At 60.3% G+C, this 18314-nt stretch carries 17 protein-coding genes; 7 read left to right on the forward strand and 10 right to left on the reverse strand.

What is annotated here, in order from left to right:
- Positions 1-5 precede the first annotated feature (5 nt).
- Entirely contained in the window at positions 6-974 is a 969-nt protein-coding gene (locus tag PL597_RS11360) for a polysaccharide pyruvyl transferase family protein (RefSeq protein WP_191218037.1), read from the forward strand.
- 189 nt (positions 975-1163) lie between these two features.
- On the opposite strand, the gene PL597_RS11365 is transcribed toward PL597_RS11360, so the two are convergent.
- Complete coding sequence (locus PL597_RS11365; protein ID WP_077984783.1) at positions 1164-2153, reverse strand: glycosyltransferase family 2 protein; 990 nt, start codon at positions 2151-2153, stop codon at positions 1164-1166.
- Between the two features lie 109 nt (positions 2154-2262).
- Entirely contained in the window at positions 2263-2541 is a 279-nt protein-coding gene (locus tag PL597_RS11370) for an exopolysaccharide production repressor protein (protein WP_077984784.1), read from the reverse strand.
- 341 nt (positions 2542-2882) lie between these two features.
- Between PL597_RS11370 and PL597_RS11375 the strand changes: the two genes are divergently transcribed.
- Positions 2883-3149 carry a DUF6074 family protein gene (locus PL597_RS11375; RefSeq protein WP_077984785.1) on the forward strand — a complete coding sequence of 89 codons (267 nt, stop codon included), beginning with the start codon at positions 2883-2885 and terminating at the stop codon, positions 3147-3149.
- A 70-nt stretch (positions 3150-3219) separates the two neighbouring features.
- Here PL597_RS11375 and PL597_RS11380 read toward each other — a convergent pair whose 3' ends face one another.
- Positions 3220-4119 carry a tetratricopeptide repeat protein gene (locus PL597_RS11380; RefSeq protein WP_077984786.1) on the reverse strand — a complete coding sequence of 300 codons (900 nt, stop codon included), beginning with the start codon at positions 4117-4119 and terminating at the stop codon, positions 3220-3222.
- 133 nt (positions 4120-4252) lie between these two features.
- On the reverse strand, positions 4253-4480 hold the full coding sequence (gene rpsU, locus PL597_RS11385) for a 30S ribosomal protein S21 (protein ID WP_003508541.1): 228 nt from the start codon (positions 4478-4480) through the stop codon (positions 4253-4255).
- 317 nt (positions 4481-4797) lie between these two features.
- On the opposite strand from rpsU, the gene PL597_RS11390 reads away from it, so the two are divergent.
- Genes PL597_RS11390 through PL597_RS11410 form a run of 5 tightly spaced genes read left to right on the forward strand, consistent with a single transcriptional unit; the run spans position 4798 to position 10291 of the window.
- Positions 4798-6051, forward strand: a complete 1254-nt coding sequence (locus PL597_RS11390; RefSeq protein WP_059756984.1) for a sarcosine oxidase subunit beta family protein — start codon at positions 4798-4800, stop codon at positions 6049-6051.
- Complete coding sequence (locus PL597_RS11395) at positions 6051-6461, forward strand: hypothetical protein (RefSeq protein WP_191218039.1); 411 nt, start codon at positions 6051-6053, stop codon at positions 6459-6461. Before PL597_RS11390 ends, PL597_RS11395 begins: the two co-directional genes overlap by 1 nt.
- A gap of 11 nt (positions 6462-6472) precedes the next feature.
- The gene (locus tag PL597_RS11400) at positions 6473-6787 is read left to right on the forward strand and encodes a sarcosine oxidase subunit delta (protein WP_137412503.1); all 315 of its coding nucleotides are present in this window, start codon (positions 6473-6475) and stop codon (positions 6785-6787) included.
- Positions 6784-9744 carry a sarcosine oxidase subunit alpha gene (locus PL597_RS11405; RefSeq protein WP_191218040.1) on the forward strand — a complete coding sequence of 987 codons (2961 nt, stop codon included), beginning with the start codon at positions 6784-6786 and terminating at the stop codon, positions 9742-9744. Before PL597_RS11400 ends, PL597_RS11405 begins: the two co-directional genes overlap by 4 nt.
- Positions 9737-10291 carry a sarcosine oxidase subunit gamma gene (locus tag PL597_RS11410; RefSeq protein WP_173991367.1) on the forward strand — a complete coding sequence of 185 codons (555 nt, stop codon included), beginning with the start codon at positions 9737-9739 and terminating at the stop codon, positions 10289-10291. The genes PL597_RS11405 and PL597_RS11410 overlap by 8 nt, the downstream gene beginning before the upstream one ends.
- On the opposite strand, the gene PL597_RS11415 is transcribed toward PL597_RS11410, so the two are convergent.
- The 6 genes from PL597_RS11415 to glgC form a co-directional block, all read right to left on the reverse strand.
- The gene (locus tag PL597_RS11415) at positions 10288-11331 is read right to left on the reverse strand and encodes a DUF2332 domain-containing protein (RefSeq protein WP_191218041.1); all 1044 of its coding nucleotides are present in this window, start codon (positions 11329-11331) and stop codon (positions 10288-10290) included. The two genes, PL597_RS11410 and PL597_RS11415, sit on opposite strands and share 4 nt — an antisense overlap.
- 23 nt (positions 11332-11354) lie before the next feature.
- Entirely contained in the window at positions 11355-11843 is a 489-nt protein-coding gene (locus tag PL597_RS11420; protein ID WP_191218042.1) for a MaoC family dehydratase, read from the reverse strand.
- A 55-nt stretch (positions 11844-11898) separates the two neighbouring features.
- Positions 11899-13854 carry a glycogen debranching protein GlgX gene (gene glgX / locus PL597_RS11425; RefSeq protein WP_191218043.1) on the reverse strand — a complete coding sequence of 652 codons (1956 nt, stop codon included), beginning with the start codon at positions 13852-13854 and terminating at the stop codon, positions 11899-11901.
- A 106-nt stretch (positions 13855-13960) separates the two neighbouring features.
- Entirely contained in the window at positions 13961-15589 is a 1629-nt protein-coding gene (locus PL597_RS11430; RefSeq protein ID WP_191218044.1) for an alpha-D-glucose phosphate-specific phosphoglucomutase, read from the reverse strand.
- A gap of 4 nt (positions 15590-15593) precedes the next feature.
- Positions 15594-17036, reverse strand: coding sequence for a glycogen synthase GlgA (gene glgA, locus PL597_RS11435; protein WP_191218045.1), 1443 nt, complete (start codon positions 17034-17036; stop codon positions 15594-15596).
- A gap of 5 nt (positions 17037-17041) precedes the next feature.
- Complete coding sequence (glgC, locus tag PL597_RS11440; RefSeq protein ID WP_077984795.1) at positions 17042-18304, reverse strand: glucose-1-phosphate adenylyltransferase; 1263 nt, start codon at positions 18302-18304, stop codon at positions 17042-17044.
- Between the last annotated feature and the right edge of the window lie 10 nt (positions 18305-18314).

Genomic DNA, 18314 nt, shown 5'->3' on the forward strand with positions numbered 1-18314 from the left:
ACCTCATGAAACCTTACCACTGGGAATCTCATCACGGAAATTTCGGTGACGATCTCAATCTGTGGCTGTGGGACTTTTTGCTTCCGGGCCTGCGCGATGTGCATGACGATGTCATGCTCGTCGGAGTCGGCACTGTCCTGAACGATGTTCTTTTGCCGGGAAAACAGCGCAAGCTGGTGATCGGCAGCGGTTATGGTTACGGCGCGGTGCCGGATACCAGCACCGAATTCTGGGACATTCGCTGCGTGCGCGGCGAAAAAACTGCCGCCAAGCTCGGGCTCGCGCCCGAAAAAGGCATTGTCGATCCCGCCGTCATGGTCACCGAGATGCCCGATTTCAAAGACCTGCCGAAACTCTACAAGAAGACCTTTGTTCCGCACTGGGAATCGGCGGAATTCGGCATGTGGGAAACGGTCTGCGAGCCGGCAGGCCTCACCTATCTCGACCCGCGCGGCGAGGCGAAAGCGGTCATCCGCGCCATTGCCCAGTCGGAATTCATCGTGGCTGAATCCATGCATGGTGCAATCCTTGCCGATGCCTTCCGCGTGCCGTGGGTCGCGGTCAGCACCTCGCCGTCGATCAACAGCTTCAAATGGAGCGATTGGGCCGGCAGCGTCGGTGTCGACTATCAGCCGCGCTATGTGCCGGTTTCGACCCGCGCCGAGGCGGCGAAAAAGGGCTCGCGCTTCTGGGGTATGAGCTTCCCGCCGCCGCCCGGCCCCGTCATTGCCGAGGCCGGTTCCGTTCCGGTGCATGAAGGTCCGGCGCATGAGGGTGACGTGCTGGTCCGGCCGCAGGAAACGCAGTCCCGGTCATTGCGCAAATTGGCCAAGCAGGTGCTGGCCGCGCCTTCCACGCTGGCGCTCTGGCAGGCAAGCCGCGCGGAGCCGCGTCTCAGCCCGGATGGCCGGCTGGAAGAGCGCAAGGAGCGTTTCGCCGCCGTTCTGGAAACGGTGAAGCGGGATTATCTCTGAGGGCGAAGAGTGGATGCGGCAGGGAGTTTTCTGCCGCCTTCGCATGAGGATGCCATCCTCTAGGGTCTCTATCGTCATGCTCGGTCCTGTCCCGAGCATCTGCAACCGACCGATCATACGATACGTGAGTAGATCCTCGGGGCAAGCCCGAGGATGACGGCGAGAAATTGGCGGAGGTCGCCTTTTCCCTTACGAAACCGGCGTGCCGTCCAGCAGATAACGCACATCACGCACCGGTGGCGATTTGCGGAAGCGGGCAGTCTTGTCGCTCCAGATGCCGCGCGTGATGGCGGGCAGGGCGGGGAGGCGCGCAAGGGCGTGGCTTAACGCGCCGCCCATGCCTTTCTGCTTTTTCGTATCGAGAAAATGGCGAAGCTCGAATTTGGCGCGGATATGTTTTTCATGTTCGCGCAGGATCGCTGTTTCCTCTGCCGAAAGCCGGCAACCAGCGAGAATGGCTTTGTCCGCCTCGTATAAGCGGCGAAGATCTTCGGTGCGATGGCGGCCGCTCAGCGAGTTGCCGCGCACGATCGCGCCGTAACCGCAATGGTGGATGACCTTGTAGCGCGCGCCGGCGGCCAGCGCCCGCACGTAAAGCTCGTAATCTTCGCCAAGCCTCAGAGCCTCGTCATAACGCAGCGCATGTTTGTCGAGAAAAGAGCGGCGTATCACCGGTTTCAGAAATCCGGTTTCTCCGCGCTCCACGCCGGGCCTGGAAATATTGCCCTCGACGAATTCCGTGAGCGATAAAAACCGCGCCTGCGGCTCGAAACGGGCCGGCTGCATGGAGGAAGCGCCGGAAACCGATTGCTGGATGAAAGCGATATTGTCAGCTACGAGATCCCAGTCGTCATCGGTCAGCATGGCAGTGAAGCGACCCCTGAAGAAGAAGTCGTCCGCATCGAGAATGCTGATGAGCGGGGCAGATGAAATCGAAATCGCGTGGTTGCGCGCGGCCGAAGGACCGCGATTCACATCGAACCGCACGACCCGCAAACGGCCTGTGCCATCATCCGCCGCATGCGCCACGTCGCTTGTCGTGTCGGTGGAGCCATCGTCGATAACCACGACTTCCCCGACCTCGGGCTCCGCAAGGGCGGAGCGAATGGCGATATCGATGGTTTCAGATGCGTTTTTCGCAGCGATGATGACGCAAATGGGCTGTGAACCGCTCACCATGTGGTGTCCTTCTGCTTTGATCAACCGTCAGGATTTGGCCAGCAGAAAGTGTCAGGCGTATGGATGCAAGCGATTTTTTGCGGCGCAATAAAAGAAGCTGCGTAAAAGCTTACATATCGGTGAGTTTGGCGCCGTGCGGCGGGGCGCTTTTTGCCGGTTCCGCCGCCATGGTCTCGGCGCTGCGATCACGCGAAAAGGTTTCCCGCATCCGCCGTTTTTCTCGGGCGACGAGAACCAGAATTCCAATAAAATAGCCGATTTGCAGAATGACTGCACAGATGAGCGTCTGGATGAATGCGGTATAGAATGATCCGTGGATGAAATACGTGCCAACCGCAAAGGCAAGCAATGCACCGATCATGCTGAAAAAGACACGAGGTGCATACATGGTGCTCTCCTCCCGAGAACGATTTCTCCATTTTTGACTGCGCTGCGGCATTTTTTTTCTTTGCAAGAAATATACGATGAGACCGGTGCTGTTTCAACACACATATATAGTTCTTCTAACGGTTGCGGCATGAAATTTCGGTAATCTGGATTGGTAAATTCCTCCATAACTGCCGATTCGCGCCGATCAGGCCTGCCTGACGACACCGGCTCCTGCGTCTGGAAGCGCCAGAACTGTGCTGCGGGCGGCCCTTGCGGGTTGTCTGTCACGCTCTGCAGACTTCGTTAACCATCTCGCCTTTAAAAAGTCGGTATTGATTCCTCGAAGAGCAGGGTGCCCGCGTGACGACGAGTTCAGAAGTAATCGCCTTTCCGGCAAAGAACCGCATTGCCGACGTAAAACGATGTGCAACCATGCTCGACCGGCTGCATGGTGTGGAGGCGAATGATTTCTGGCGCAGGGAGTGCCGTGAACTGGCCGCCCGTTTGACGGCGCTTGGCTATGAGGACGCCGCCATGCGGCGCGAGGTCATGGAATTTCAAAACGCCGTGCAGGCTGAATTGTGGGCGGGGGACGCCACGCCCGAGGCACGCCGCGACAGCCATTGATGGTTCTTTTTCTTCAATAAAAAAGCCGGCGGGTTATAAACCAGCCGGCTTTTTGTTGGTTCCGTACGCCTCAGGAGGCGCTAGCGGCGCCGCGCGTGCGGGCAACGCCATCCAGTGCGGGCTTGTATTTAGGATCGAGTCGCGCCGCATGCGCATAGGACTTGGCAGCCTTGGCCATCTCACCGCGGCGCTCATAGACCAGCGCCTGGTTGGCCCAGGATTCCGCCACATTACCATCAAGCGAAATCGCGTGGTTGAAATCGGCGAAGGCGTTTTCATCGTCGTTCAGCGCGACATAAGAAAGGCCGCGGCCATTATAGGGCTCGGGCGACGTCGATGACAGCGAGATCGCCTTGGAGAAGTCCTCGATGGCCTGGGCATGCTGGTTGCGCAGCTGGTAGATCAGGCCACGATTGTGCCAGGCGCGCCCGTCGGTTGTTTCCAGCTCGATGGCGCGGGAGAAATCGTTGAAGGCTTCGTTCACGCGGCCGGACTGGCGGTAAAGATTGCCACGGCCGATGAGCGCCACATCGTAGCTCGGATTGATCTGCAGGGCAGCGTTGTAGTCCTGAAGGGCCTGTTGCTGCTGGCCGCTATTGCGGTAAACCAGCGCGCGGTTGGCATAGGCCTGGTAAAAGCGCGGGTTCAGCTGCAGCGCCTTGTTGAAATCCTCGATGGCGCGGCGCGAATCGCCGGCGCGGCCGTAGGCCGAACCGCGAACATTGTAACCTTCAGGGTCCTGCGGATTGGCGTTGATGACCGAGGTGAGCGAGGCGATGTTTTCCTGCGAGCCCTGGGCGCGGTCGATCCGGAACACATCTTCCGTCTGGTTGGATGTCGCACAGCCGGAAAGACCGGCAAGGATGGTGCAGACGACCAGAGAAGCGCGGAACCCTCTGTTGTTTTTCAGTGGCAACCGGCGCGCAGAGGCATCGGCGTTTTTCACAACACAGGCGTCGACAGCGATCATTCGGTGTGGGTTCCCTCGCAGGCCGGTCTCACGATCGTTCTCAAGAACATTCTCCGGCCACAAACACAAAAAGCGGCGGCGAATTGATCGCCCCCGCCCAACAAGCATTCAAAAACGTCCAAAAGACGGCCTATTAACGGCCTGCGCGGGGGCCTGCAACCAGACCTTCGCGCTGTGCACGCTTGCGTGCCAGCTTGCGAACGCGGCGAACGGCTTCAGCCTTTTCGCGGGCGCGCTTCTGGGAGGGCTTTTCGTAATAATCGCGCATTTTCATTTCACGGAAAATGCCTTCGCGCTGCATCTTTTTCTTGAGGGCGCGAAGCGCCTGATCAACGTTATTGTCGCGGACTAGTACCTGCACGTTAAACCCGTTCCTTTAGTTTGGTTATCTTGCTGTGAGAATAAAGGCATTCGCACGCAAACGAAAAATGGTTCGTCCGGCTGTCCAGCTGGGCGATTGGTGACGTGCAATAACAGATCATTTGCGCCAAGTCCAGCCGGTAGCGCATAATCCGCCTGCAAAATACGGGCTGTCCCGCGTTCGTCCCGCAATGTCGAAACAAAATCATTGCGACGTCGCAAAATGAATATTGCCTCCCCTCCCGATTTGCCATGTGTATGATATGGGCCGGGACTATCTTTACGGCCTCTGGCTGGTTCTTGAGGAGCAGATTGCGAATGCGCAAATATTCCGTTTTTGCCGTGGCGCGTGAGGCGCTCAGGGGTCACAAAGGGTGGGATGCGCAATGGGCCTCGCCCGAACCGCGCAAGGACTATGATGTCATCATCATCGGTGGTGGCGGACATGGTCTCGGAGCGGCCTATTACCTTGCCAAGGAACACGGCATTACCAATGTCGCAGTTTTGGAAAAAGGCTGGCTTGGCGGCGGCAATACCGGCCGCAACACCACCATCATCCGCTCCAACTATCTCTATGAAGAGAGCATGGATATTTACGAGCATTCCCTGAAACTGTGGGAAGGCCTGAGCCAGGATCTCAATTACAACGTCATGTATTCGGCGCGCGGCGTGATGATGCTGTCGCACAATATTCACGACCGGCAGTCCTTCAGCCGCCATATCAATGCCAACCGTCTTTATGGCATCGACAATGAATGGCTGACGCCGGAGCAGGCGAAAGCCTATTGCCCGCCGCTCGATATCTCAGGCAATGCGCGGTATCCGATCAATGGCGCAGCGCTCCAGCGCCGCGGCGGCACGGCTCGCCACGATGCGGTGGCCTGGGGTTATGCCCGTGCGGCCTCCGACCGCGGCGTGCACATCATCCAGAACTGCGAGGTCACGGGTATTCGCCGTGGGCCGGACGGAGCGGTGACGGGTGTGGAGACCAATCGCGGTTTCATCGGCGCGAAAAAAATCGGGGTTTCCGCCGCCGGCCACTCCTCCGTCATCATGAAAATGGCTGACGTCCGCGTTCCCCTGCATTCCAATCCGTTACAGGCACTGGTGTCGGAGCCGCTGAAGCCGATCTTCCCCTGCGTGGTCATGTCCAACACGGTGCACGCCTATATTTCGCAGTCCGACAAGGGCGAGCTGGTGATTGGTGCCGGCACCGACCAGTATAATTCCTATTCGCAGACCGGCGGTTTGCAGATCATCACCCATACGCTCGACGCCATCTGCGAACTCTTCCCGATTTTCCGCCGTGTGAAGATGATGCGCCAATGGGGCGGCATCACCGACAACACACCCGACCGCTCCGCCATCCAGAGCGTGACGCCGGTGCAAAACCTCTTCGTCAATTGCGGTTGGGGCACGGGTGGCTTCAAGGCGACGCCGGGTTCGGCCAATCTCTTCGCGCATCTCATCGCCCGCGGTGAACCGCATCGCCTGGCTGCCGGGCTGACGCTCGACCGGTTTCGTACCGGCCGCCTGATCGATGAGGCTGCCGCTGCCGCGGTGGCGCATTGATGCTGGCGGCGGCCATGCTTGCGATCAACATTTCAGGCGCGGTTGCGGCCGTGCCCGCCGGCAGCGTCATTCCCGAGGCCAGGGATTTTCGCAGTCAGAAGATTGCGAAGATGCAGGGCGAGAAAGACTGGCCGTTCGCGGCGGAAAAAGGCCTGCTTCTCTGTGCTCCCAGTCTTGCAAACAAGATGGTTTATTTTGTCGGCGAGAAGGAGGATGGCGAGCAGGATTACCCTTTCGCGATCGATACCGACATGATGGCGGTCGCCATCGTCAATATGGGCCGGGCCTCGGCGCTGCGTCCCTTCGATAGTTTCGAGCAGCTTTTAAAGCGGCTTTCCCCTTTCGTAGCCATGGGAAAGCGGCTGTGTGACCAACCCGCCGGAACCATACTTCCGGAAAACTCTCTCTAGGTGGAGCGACGATGCTTCTGATCCATTGCCCCTATTGCGGGGAAGACCGTTCCGAACTGGAATTCCGCTGGTCGGGCGAAGCCCATATCGCGCGTCCGACAAACATTGCCGATATCTCCGATGAGGCCTTCGCGGAATATTTCTTCATTCGCGACAATGACAAGGGCCTTGTTTTCGAGCGCTGGCGTCACATTCACGGCTGCGGCCGCTTCTTCAACGCCGCCCGCGATTCAGTCAGCGACAAGTTCTTGATGACCTACAGGGCGGGTGAACCGAAACCGGATACTGAGACGGTCCTTTCCGCAGAAAAGGGAGCCGGGCAATGAGCGGCGATTATCGTATAAAGGGTGCCGGCCGGCTGACCCCGGCCAGAACCGCCCGTTTCACCTTCGACGGCAAGATCTATCCGGCGTTGGAAGGCGATACCGTTGCGTCGGCGTTGCTGGCCAATGGCGTGCATCTGATCGGCCGCTCGTTCAAATATCACCGCCCGCGTGGTTTCCTGTCCGCCGGGCCGGAGGAACCGAATGCGCTGATCGACGTCTCCCGCGACAGCCTGCGCAAGCAACCCAACGTGCGCGCCACGGTGCAGGAAGTCTTCGACGGCGCGATCATCGCCTCGCAGAACCGTTTCCCGTCGCTCTCCTTCGATCTGAGCGCCGTCAACGATCTTCTCTCGCCGATGTTCGCAGCGGGCTTTTATTATAAGACCTTCATGTGGCCGAAGGCCGCCTGGCATAAGATTTACGAACCGCTGATCCGCCGCGCCGCTGGTCTCGGAAAAGCGCCGAGCGAGCCGGATGCGGATCATTATTCCGGCCGTTATGCCCATTGCGACGTGCTGGTGGCCGGCGCCGGCGTCGCCGGCCTGACGGCGGCGCTTGCCGCGGCAAAAACCGGTGCCAGCGTCATTCTGGTGGATGAAAATGCTGAAGTCGGCGGCGCGCTACGCTTCGACACCGGTGCGGTGATCGACGGCCTGCCCGGCTACGAGTGGGCGCAGAAGGTTCTTGCCGAACTGGAATCCATGCCCAACGTCCGGGTTCTGACCCGCACGACGGCCTTCGGTTACTACAACCACAATTTCGTGGCGCTGGCGCAGCGCGTCACCGATCATCTCGCCACGCCCGCCAGACACCAGCCGCGTGAGCGGCTGTGGCAGGTGCGCGCCAAGAAGGTCGTGCTCGCGGCAGGCGCGATCGAGCGCCACATGGTTTTCGCCAATAATGACCGCCCCGGCATCATGCTGGCTTCGGCGGCCCGCACCTATCTCAACCAGTACGGCGTCGCCGTCGGTCACAATGTCGGCGTCTACACTGCGCATGATTCGGCCTATGAGACGGCCTTCGACCTGAAGAAGGCGGGCGTGAAGATCGCCGCCATCGTCGATTGCCGCGAAAATCCGGACCAGCGTCTGCTGGACGAGGCCCGGGCGCTCGGCATCGAGGTGCTGGCGGGCCACAGCGTCTACAACACCGCCGGCCGCCTGCGCGTCTCTTCCATGACCGTTGGCCGCAATGGCGGCTCCAACAAGCGCAAGATCGCCATCGATGCGCTTGTCGTTTCCGCCGGCTGGACACCGTCGGTGCATCTCTTCTCGCAATCGCGCGGCAAGCTGAAGTTTGACGCGGCTAATCAGCGTTTCCTGCCTGATATCCATGTGCAGAACTGCGTCTCCATCGGCGCCTGCAACGGCACGGACGACCTTTCCGCGATCATTGCCGAAGCGGCAGCTGCTGGGGGCGGTTCGGTGGAATTCTCCGGCGAAAATGCCCGGGCATGGACGGGCGGAATGATCGGTGCGGCCGAAGGCGCGGGTGAGGGCACCGGCGTCAAGGCCTTCATCGATTTCCAGCACGATGTCTGCGCCAAGGATATCCGCCTTGCCGTGCGCGAGGGCATGCATTCCGTCGAACACATCAAGCGCTTCACCACCAATGGCATGGCGTCCGATCAGGGCAAGATGTCGAACATGCATGGCCTCGCCATCGCATCGGAAGCGCTCGGCCGGGATTTGCCCAAGGTCGGTCTCACCACCTTCCGCCAGCCCTATACGCCGGTCACCTTCGGCACGCTCATCAACCATTCGCGCGGCGCGCTGTTTGACCCCACCCGCAAGACGCCGATGCACGAGGAAGAGCTGGCGGCGGGTGCGGTGTTCGAAGATGTCGGCAACTGGAAACGCGCGTGGTTCTTCCCGCGTGCGGGTGAGGACATGCATGAGGCGATCAACCGCGAATGCAAGACGGTGCGGACAAGCGTGGGCGTGTTCGATGCCTCCACACTCGGCAAGATCGAGGTGGTCGGCCCGGATGCGGCGAAATTCCTGAACCTCATCTACACCAATGCTTGGGATACGCTGAAACCCGGCCGGTGCCGTTATGGTATTATGACGCGCGAAGACGGCTTCGTTTACGATGACGGCGTAGTCGGGCGTCTGGCCGAGGACCGTTTCCATGTCACGACGACGACGGGCGGTGCGCCGCGCGTTCTCCAGCACATGGAAGACTACATCCAGACCGAATTTCCGAATCTCGATGTCTGGCTCACGTCGGCCACCGAACAGTGGGCCGTGATTGCCGTGCAGGGGCCGAAGGCGCGCGAGGTTATCGCGCCCTTCGTCGAGGGCATCGACCTGTCGCCCGAAGCCTTCCCGCATATGGCGGTGGCCGAGGGCAAATTCTGCGGCGTGCCGACGCGGCTTTTCCGCGTCTCCTTCACCGGCGAACTCGGTTTCGAAATCAATGTGCCCGCCGATTATGGCGCAGCTGTCTGGTCGGCGATCCGCGAAAGGGCGGAAGCCGTGGGCGGCTGCCTTTACGGCACCGAGACCATGCATATCCTGCGTGCGGAAAAGGGTTATATCATCGTCGGTCAGGACACGGACGGTACGGTGACCCCTGACGATGCCGGGCTTGCCTGGGCCGTTTCCAAGAAGAAGACGGATTTCGTCGGCATTCGCGGCCTGAAACGCATTGACCTGACGCGCACCGGCCGCAAGCAGCTCGTCGGTCTGAAGACGAAAGACCGACTGACCGTGCCTGACGAAGGCGGACAGATCGTTGCCGATCCGAACCAGCCGAAGCCGATGACCATGCTCGGCCATGTCACTTCGGCCTACTGGTCGGAAAATCTCGGCCACTCCATCGCCTTTGCGCTGGTGGCGGATGGCAGGGCGCGCATGGGCGAAACGCTTTATATTCCGCTTGCCGATAAAACCATTGCCGTCGAAGTGACCGACATGGTCTTCCTCGACAAGGAAGGAGTCCGTCTCAATGGCTGACATGCTGCACGCAAAACGCAGATCCGTGCTTGAGGATTTTCACGGCGGCTCGCCTTTCGTTTCGCTGAAAACCGCCGCCTCCGCCTCGCGGCTGTCGCTGCGGGCGCGGGAAAGTGCCGTACCGGCGCTCTCGGAGGCACTCGGCCTTGCTCTGCCCACCAGCCCGAAAGGCTCCGTCACGTCGGGTCTGCGCTCGGCTCTATGGCTTGGCCCGGATGAATGGCTGGTGATCGATCAGGGTGAAAGCGACCTGATGGCTGCGCTTGCCGGCGTCTCCGGGCTGTTTTCCGCAACCGATGTTTCCCACCGCAACACGGCCGTCATCGTCTCCGGCCCAGGCGCGGAAGCAGCACTCAATGCCGGCTGCCCGCAGGACCTGTCTCCGGCACGGTTCCCGGTGGGCGCCTGCTCACGCACGGTTTTCGGTAAGGCGGAAGTGGTGCTGCTGCGCACGGCGGACGATACGTTCCGGGTGGAATGCTGGCGTTCCTTTGCCGAATATGTCGGCGGGCTGTTGCAGGAGGCGGCCGAGGACGTGGCGGTTTAACCCGCCATCCAGCCTCGCCATTTCACCCATCGCCCATGGAAATCGGCCCGGCCGATTTCCTGCTTCTCGCCGGTCGGCCAGATCTGAAGGGTAATGGCGGCGCTGTCCGGCGTCGCGTCTGCCTCCATTTGCAGCCGGGCAAGCGGGGCATCCGGCGTAGCGCGGGTTCCAGCTTCGCTAATTACAGCCTCGCCGGCCTCCTTCAACGCATCGGGCAGATATTGCCAGGCGACTGAGTGATAGACGACATGGGCAGCACCCGGATATTGCCTGGCAAGGCGGCGTTTCAGCCAGTCGACCGCGTCCGCCTTCTCGACATGCAGACCATGTTCCACGGCTTTCCGCAGGGCGGCGGCGGTTCGCTCCAGCCTGTCTGTCTGATCGGCCCAGACATAGGACATCAGCCGCAGGCGATCTTCGGCGGATGACGGGTCGAGCGGGTTGAGATCGCAGCCGGCGCGCTCGATAACCTCGATCCGGCCATCCGGCGGGGTGTTGCCGCGCCATTCCGGAGACAGGAAGACATCGGATTGTTCGCCCCATGCAAAGTCACCGAAACGATAGCGGTATCGGTCGAATTGCAGGTTAAGCCCGGCGCTGGCTCCAACTTCGGAAAGCACCAGCGGCTTGCCGGTCAGTGCCGCAATCGAAAGAAAGCCCGGCAGCAGAACGGCGGAACGGCGAACCTCGTTGGTCTGCGGCGGTGATTTCAACCTTGCGAGGATGAAGGGCGAATGAAAACGAAGGGCGCTGGCGCAGGCCTGCCAGAGCGCTTCTTCGTCTTCCGGCGCAATATCGGCAAGCGGCGCGATCTTTTCCTCGATGGCGAGCGCATGCAGGGCGCCCGCCAGCCGCAGGGGAACGGAATCGCCCGAGGGGCCGACATCACCGGGCCAGGATAAAATGCGCTCGCCTATCTCGGTTTGCCTGTCGAGCCTTGCTGCCATGGCACGGCAGAGCCGTGCGGTAAAGGGCGAGCCGAGGCTGTCGCAGGCTCTTGCCTGCGAAAGAAAGGCATTCCTTACGGCTTCGTCATGCATGCCGTCTCTCCGTTGCGGTGGTTTCAGGCGTCTTGCGGCCTGTCCTCCGGGTTGAACTGGCTGATGGTGGTCCAGCGGGCGGTAAGCGCCGGCTTTTTTTCGTTTTCGATTTCCACCGTCACGTCATAAGTCGTCATCAGCATGGCCGCACCGCGAAAACGCGCTTCCGCCAGCGTGAAACGGCCGCGCACCCGCGCACCGCTTTTGACCGGCGTCACGAAACGGACGGTATCGAAGCCGTAATTGATGCCCATGGTCTGTTCGCGAATACGGGGCAGGGCATCGTAATTCAGCGCCGAAAGCAGCGACAGCGTCAGGAAACCATGGGCGATGGTGCCGCCAAAAGGGCTTTCAGCACGGGCGCGCTCAGGGTCCATATGGATGAACTGTTCATCCAGTGTCGCTTTCCCGAAGGCGTTTATCATCGTCTGGTCGACGGTGATCCAGTCGGAAACGCCCATTTCCGTGCCGACGCGGTCCTTCATGTCGGCCAGCGCAATTTCTTTTGTCATGTTACCTCGTCCGCATTGTTTTAGGGCGACTTATACGGCTCGTGGTGCGAATGGATCAACCGTGCAGATAAAACACGACGGAACGGGCCGGCAGGAATGCGGGGTTGCCGAAATCCGTGCCGATGGCGCGCCAGCCGTCGCTCGGCAGGGTGAAGGGAACGATGTCTCGGCTGCGGTTGATGAGAATGGCGAGTTTGGCGTTTTCACCGGTCTCCCGGTCCGGGGTGGAAAGCAGCATGGCGAAGGCCTGCCCATCCGGTCTTTCCCAGTCCGCAACCGTCATCGGTTCGCCACCCGGCGCAAGCCAGGTCACATCGCCCCTGCCGGAGAAGAAGCCGCTCTCAGAAAACACACCGAAACGTTTGCGCAGGGCGGCGAGAAACGCCGTATGGTCAATCAACTCAGGGACAAGCGATGACCAGTCGACCCAGTTGATGTCATTGTCCTGGCAATAGGCGTTGTTGTTGCCCTGCTGACTGCGGCCGCCCTCGTCACCCGCCGTCAACATCAGGGTGCCGCGGCTGACAAAAAGCGTGGAAAGCAGCGCTTTTACATCCGCAAGGCGAGCGGCGACAATGGCGGGATCGTCGGTCAATCCCTCGAAACCATTGTTCCAGGAATGGTTGTCGTTATGCCCGTCGCGATTGTTCTCGCCGTTTTTTTCATTGTGCTTGTGTTCGTGGCTGACGAGATCGAACAGGGTGAAACCATCATGGGCGGCAAGGAAATTGACGCTGCGGCTTTTCAGGCGGCCATGGCGGGAAAAGATCGGCGAGGAGCCGGACAGGGCATTGGCCAGCGCCCCCGTCGTGCCAGCATCTCCACGCCAGAAACGGCGCATGTCATCGCGGGCGCGGTCGTTCCATTCCAGGAAACTTTCTGGAAAATTGCCGAGTTGATAACCGCCGGGGCCGATATCCCAGGGTTCGGCGATCAGCAGGCGGTCGTAAAGCACCGGGTCCGAATGCATCGCGGCCAGCGTCTCGCTCGCCATGTCGAAACCCGCGGCCGTCCTCCCGAGCACGGGCGCAAGATCGAAACGGAAGCCATCCACGCCGGCATTGAGAACGAAATGCCGCAGCGAATCGATGATGAGCTGGCGAATATAGGGGTGGTCGCAGGCAACCGTGTTGCCGGTGCCGGTATCGTTGACCAGCACGCCCGGCTTTCCCGGCGGGTGGCGGAAGGCGGTGAGATTATCGAGACCCCGCAGCGACAGGATCGAGCCTTCGATATCGCTTTCACCGGTATGGTTGAAGACCAGGTCGAGAACGACGCCGATGCCTTGCGCATGCAGTGCCGCAATCGTGTCGCGCAATTCCCGCACGCCGCCAGGGCAGAGGCGCGGATCGAGTGCCATGAAACCGACGGGATTATAACCCCAGGCATTGGAAAGGCCGAGCGGCGGCAGGTGGCGCTCATCGATCCATGCGGTGATCGGCATCAACTCCACCGCATCGACGCCGATTTTTTTCAGGTGCGCGACAATGGCGGGATGCGCAAGTGCGGCAACAGTGCCCCTGATCTCTTCCGGCACTTCAGGATGCAGCCGGGTGAAGGATTTGACGGCGAGTTCGTAAATCAGCCCGCCTTCGGCAAAAAGCGGCGGTTGACGCCTGACCGGCTCATATTGCGAAAGGATCGCTTTCGGCATGATCGCGCCGGTTTCCGCACCAAAGGCGTAAAGCGCGGGGTCGTGCCGGAAGGGGCGGTCGATCTCCGTGGCATAGGGGTCGAGCAGCAGTTTCGCAGGATCGAACCAGAGGCCGTGTTCAGGGGCGTAAATGCCGTGAGTGCGAAAGCCGTATCGCGTGCCGGGGCCCGCGTCGGAGACGGTCAACCGGTGAACGTCATCTCCACCGCGCGCCATCGGCAAACGCGCCGTTTCTTTTTCGCCCTTCGTATCGAAAAGGCAGAGATCGATCTGCGAGGCGTGCCGGGAGTAGACCGTGAATTCCGTTCCGTTTTCCGTCTGGATTGCGCCTTTGGGGAAAACGGAAGGTGTCTGCATGGTCGGTCTCTCCGGGAAATGGTGTTTCTCTTCCAGAATGGAGCAGGGAGGCAAGGCCGAGTGAGGGACGCTTTCAGTGCGTCCCTCATGAGCGGGCGGCAAGCCCTTACGTAATAACGCTCGGTGCGTTGCGGCCGGTATGGGCCTTGATGCCGGCGATGGTATCGGCAACGGAAATCAGGTCGGCAAGCGCCTCCTGCGTTTCGATACCGTGGCGGGCCGCATCCGGCTCGTAACGCTCGACATAGAGGCGAAGCGTGGCGCCCGCAGTACCCGTGCCGGAGAGGCGAAGCACGATGCGCGAACCGCCTTCGAACAGGATGCGGATGCCCTGGTTCTTGCTGACCGACTGATCGACCGGATCGTGATAGGCAAAATCATCCGCCGCCGCGACCTTCAGATTGCCATAGCTGGTGCCGGGAAGTGTGGCGAGTTTTTCGCGCAGGGTGGCGACCAGCGTGTTCGCGGCATCCGAATCCACTTCCTCATAGTCATGGCGGGAATAATAGTTGCGGCCATATTCGGCCCAGTGCTTGGTGACGATGTCCTTCACACTTTCCTTGCGCGCGGCGACGATGTTGAGCCAGTAGAGCACGGCCCACAGGCCGTCCTTCTCGCGCACATGGTTGGAGCCGGTGCCGAAGCTTTCTTCACCGCAGATCGTCACCTTGCCGGCATCCATGAGATTGCCGAAGAATTTCCAGCCGGTCGGTGTCTCGTACATGCCAAGGCCGAGTTTTTCGGCCACACGGTCCGCTGCCGCACTGGTCGGCATGGAGCGGGCGATGCCGGAAATGCCGGTGGCATAACCGGGCGCCAGTTTCGCATTGGCGGCGATGATAGCCAGACTGTCTGATGGGGTGACGAACATGCCCTTGCCGACAACCATGTTGCGGTCGCCATCGCCATCGGAAGCCGCGCCGAAATCGGGGCCTTGCGGGCTCATGACGTCGTCATAAAGCTCCTTGGCGTGGACAAGGTTCGGGTCTGGATGGTGGCCGCCGAAATCCGGCAGCGGCGTTGCATTGCGGACGGAGCCCTTCGGCGCGCCGAGACGCTTTTCGAGGATTTCCACCGCATAGGGGCCGGTGACAGCGCTCATGGAGTCGATGACGACCCTGAAGCCGCCAGCGATGAGCGCACGGATGGCGTCGAAATCGAAAAGTTCTTCCATCAGGGTGGCATAGTCTGTGACCGGGTCTATTACCTCGACTGTCAGCTCATCCACCTTGAAGCTGCCGATCTTGTCGAGGTCGATATCGGCGGCATCGGAAATCTTGTAGCTGTCGATGACCTTCGAGCGGGCATAGATCGCGTCCGTGATCTTTTCCGGCGCGGGGCCGCCATTGCCGATATTGTATTTGATGCCGAAATCTTCGTTCGGGCCGCCGGGATTATGGCTGGCGGAAAGAACGATGCCGCCGAAGGCCTTGTATTTGCGGATGATGTTGGAGGCGGCCGGCGTGGAGAGAATGCCGCCCTGACCGACCAGCACCTTGCCGAAACCGGCGGCGGCAGCCATTTTGATCGCCTTCTGGATGACTTCGCGGTTGTAATAGCGGCCGTCGCCGCCGATCACCAGCGTCTGTCCTTCAAAGCCTTCAAGCGCGTCGAAGATCGACTGGATGAAGTTCTCGGCGTAATTTTCCTGGGCGAAGACCGGCACCTTCTTGCGCAGGCCTGAAGTGCCCGGCTTCTGATCCTGATAGGGCTTCGTCTGAACGGTCTTGATCATTGGTTCAATGGCCTTTCGAAATAAGCTGGCTGTAAAGCGCGGCGTAAAGACCGGCGCTCTTTTCCCAGGAAACATCGGATTTCATTCCGAGTTTCTGCATTTGTGTCCACAGTTTCGGGTCGTGGTAATAACGGACGGCCCGGCGGATCGCCTGTTTCAGACCATCGAGCGTGACGGGTGAAAATTGCACGCCGGTCGCCGATTTATTGGCGATGGCGGCATGGTTGGCGTCGATCACGGTATCGGCAAGACCGCCGGTGCGGGCGACGACCGGAATGCAGCCGTAACGCAGCGCGTAAAGCTGGGTGAGGCCGCAGGGTTCGAAACGAGAGGGAATGATGATCGCATCGCAGCCCGCCTGCATCAGGTGCGAGAGCGGCTCGTTGTAACCGATAGCGACACCGACGCGGCCATGGTGGCGGGACGCCGCCGCCAGAAGAGCGCCCTCCAGCGCTACTTCCCCCGCGCCCAGCACCACGAGGCGACCGCCAAGGGAAACGATCTCGTCCACGGCTTCCGCCATGAGGTCGATACCCTTTTGCCAGGTGAGGCGGGAGATGATGCAGAAAAGCGGGCTGTCATCATCGTCGATGCGGAAATGTTCGGCGACCGCCTTCTTGTTCAGCGCACGGTTCTTGAGATTGGCGGCTGAATAATTGTCGTGAATCAGGTGATCGGTGGCCGGGTTCCAGACGTCGGCATCGATGCCGTTGACGATGCCGTGCAGCACATGGGCGCGGCTGCCGATGACGCCGTGCAAGCCCATGCCGAATTGCGGGGTGAGGATTTCCTCGGCATAGGACGGGCTGACGGTGCTGAGCGCCGTTGCCGTCTGCAGGCCGCCCTTCAGGAAGCTCACATCGTTGTAATACTCGATGCCTTCCATGCCGAAGGCATGGGCGGGGAGGCCAAGCTTGCTGAAGATATTCGCGCCGAACTGGCCCTGAAAGGCGATGTTGTGGATGGTGAGAAGGCTCGGAATCTCGGGCGTTTCGGCATAACGCATATAGACCGGCGCCATTGCGGCCTGCCAGTCATGGGCATGCACCATATCCGGCCGCCAACTGGGAAGCGCACCGGCGGCGATGCGGGCGGCGGCCAGGGAAAGCGCCGCGAAGCGTTTCCAGTTGTCAGAATAGTCCTTGCCGGTCTGGTCGAGATAGGGGCCGCCGGAGCGCTCGTAATAGGCGGGCGCGTCAAGAATGAGGAGGTTCAGTCCCTCATGCCGCACTTCGAGCACATCGGCTTTTTCGCCGAGCAGATCGGTGAATTCGAAGCATTTGACGGGATCCGTCACGGCGGCTTTCACCGCCGGATATCCGGGTATCAATGTGCGCGTCGTGACGCCATGGGCTTCCAGCGCGATGGGGAGTGCGCCAACAACGTCGGCGAGCCCTCCGGTCTTGATCAGGGGATAGATTTCGGATGAAACCGAAAGGACATTCATGGGCTCTACAGGTCCAGCTTGTCGATCATCGATTGGGTGATAAGGCAAATGCCGTTTTCAGTGCGGCGGAAACGTTTGGCATCCAGTTCTGGGTCTTCTCCTACAATCAGTCCTTCCGGAATGACCACGCCATGGTCGATGACGACATTGCTGAGCTGGGCGTGACGCCCGATCTTCACACTTGGCAGTACTACGGCATTCTCAAGGCGGGAATATGAATTAGCCCGCACACCCGTAAAGAGGAGGCTGCGGTTGAGGGCGGCGCCGGAAATGATGCAATCGCCGGAGACGACCGAAGACACGGCCGAGCCGCGGCGGTTCTCGTCATCGTGCACAAATTTCGCCGGCGGTGTGATTTCCGCATAGGTCCAGATCGGCCAGGATTTGTCGTATATATCGAGGTCCGGCACCACATCCGTCAGGTCGATATTGGCCTGCCAATAGGCATCGATGGTGCCGACGTCGCGCCAGTAGGGGCCATGCTCGAAATCGGAACGCACGCAGGAATCCGCGAAGCGATGGGCGACGGCTTTGCCGTGCTCGACGATATAGGGAATGATGTCTTTGCCGAAGTCTCGGCTGGAGCTCGGATCGGCGGCGTCGCGGCGCAGCGCTTCCATCAGGAATTTCGTGTGAAAGACGTAGATGCCCATCGAGGCGAGCGCGAAGCCTTCATTGCCGGGAATGCCCGGCGGATCGGCCGGTTTTTCGATGAAATCAATGATCTCGTCTTTTTCATTCACATGCATCACGCCGAAGCCGGTCGCTTCCATGCGCGGCACTTCAAGGCAGCCGATCGTTACATCGGCGCCGGAATCGACATGCTGCTGCAGCATGTATTCGTAATCCATTTTGTAGATATGGTCGCCGGCGAGAATGACCATATATTCCGGCGCATAGGGCTCGATGATGTCGATGTTCTGGTAGACGGCGTCGGCCGTGCCTTCATACCATTGCGTTTCGGAAACGCGCTGGGAGGCCGGCAGAATATCGAAGCTTTCGTTACGCTCGGGACGGAAGAAGTCCCAGCCGCGCTGCAGGTGGCGGATGAGCGAGTGCGCCTTGTATTGCGTGGCGACGCCGATGCGGCGAATGCCGGAATTGAGCGCGTTGGAGAGCGCGAAATCGATGATGCGCGCCTTGCCGCCGAAATAGACGGCGGGTTTTGCCCGGCGGTCCGTCAGTTCCTTCAGACGGCTGCCTCTGCCGCCTGCGAGGACATAGGCCATTGCATCGCGTGCCAAAGGCTGAACTCTTTTTTCCGACATGGTGTCCTCC

Origin of the sequence: Agrobacterium sp. ST15.13.013 (assembly GCF_027956525.1) — a bacterium.
Taxonomy (GTDB): Bacteria; Pseudomonadota; Alphaproteobacteria; order Rhizobiales; family Rhizobiaceae; genus Agrobacterium; species Agrobacterium salinitolerans.

Coding starts and splice junctions, on each gene's coding strand:
- PL597_RS11360 (WP_191218037.1), top strand. CDS start 6: ATGAAACCTTACCACTGGGAATCTCATCACGGAAATTTCGGTGACGAT.
- PL597_RS11415 (WP_191218041.1), bottom strand. CDS start 11,331: ATGCATGACGAAGCCGTAAGGAATGCCTTTCTTTCGCAGGCAAGAGCC.
- PL597_RS11395 (WP_191218039.1), top strand. CDS start 6,051: ATGCTGGCGGCGGCCATGCTTGCGATCAACATTTCAGGCGCGGTTGCG.
- PL597_RS11370 (WP_077984784.1), bottom strand. CDS start 2,541: ATGTATGCACCTCGTGTCTTTTTCAGCATGATCGGTGCATTGCTTGCC.
- glgC (WP_077984795.1), bottom strand. CDS start 18,304: ATGTCGGAAAAAAGAGTTCAGCCTTTGGCACGCGATGCAATGGCCTAT.
- PL597_RS11405 (WP_191218040.1), top strand. CDS start 6,784: ATGAGCGGCGATTATCGTATAAAGGGTGCCGGCCGGCTGACCCCGGCC.
- PL597_RS11390 (WP_059756984.1), top strand. CDS start 4,798: ATGCGCAAATATTCCGTTTTTGCCGTGGCGCGTGAGGCGCTCAGGGGT.
- PL597_RS11380 (WP_077984786.1), bottom strand. CDS start 4,119: ATGATCGCTGTCGACGCCTGTGTTGTGAAAAACGCCGATGCCTCTGCG.
- PL597_RS11400 (WP_137412503.1), top strand. CDS start 6,473: ATGCTTCTGATCCATTGCCCCTATTGCGGGGAAGACCGTTCCGAACTG.
- glgA (WP_191218045.1), bottom strand. CDS start 17,036: ATGAATGTCCTTTCGGTTTCATCCGAAATCTATCCCCTGATCAAGACC.
- PL597_RS11365 (WP_077984783.1), bottom strand. CDS start 2,153: ATGGTGAGCGGTTCACAGCCCATTTGCGTCATCATCGCTGCGAAAAAC.
- PL597_RS11430 (WP_191218044.1), bottom strand. CDS start 15,589: ATGATCAAGACCGTTCAGACGAAGCCCTATCAGGATCAGAAGCCGGGC.
- PL597_RS11420 (WP_191218042.1), bottom strand. CDS start 11,843: ATGACAAAAGAAATTGCGCTGGCCGACATGAAGGACCGCGTCGGCACG.
- PL597_RS11410 (WP_173991367.1), top strand. CDS start 9,737: ATGGCTGACATGCTGCACGCAAAACGCAGATCCGTGCTTGAGGATTTT.
- glgX (WP_191218043.1), bottom strand. CDS start 13,854: ATGCAGACACCTTCCGTTTTCCCCAAAGGCGCAATCCAGACGGAAAAC.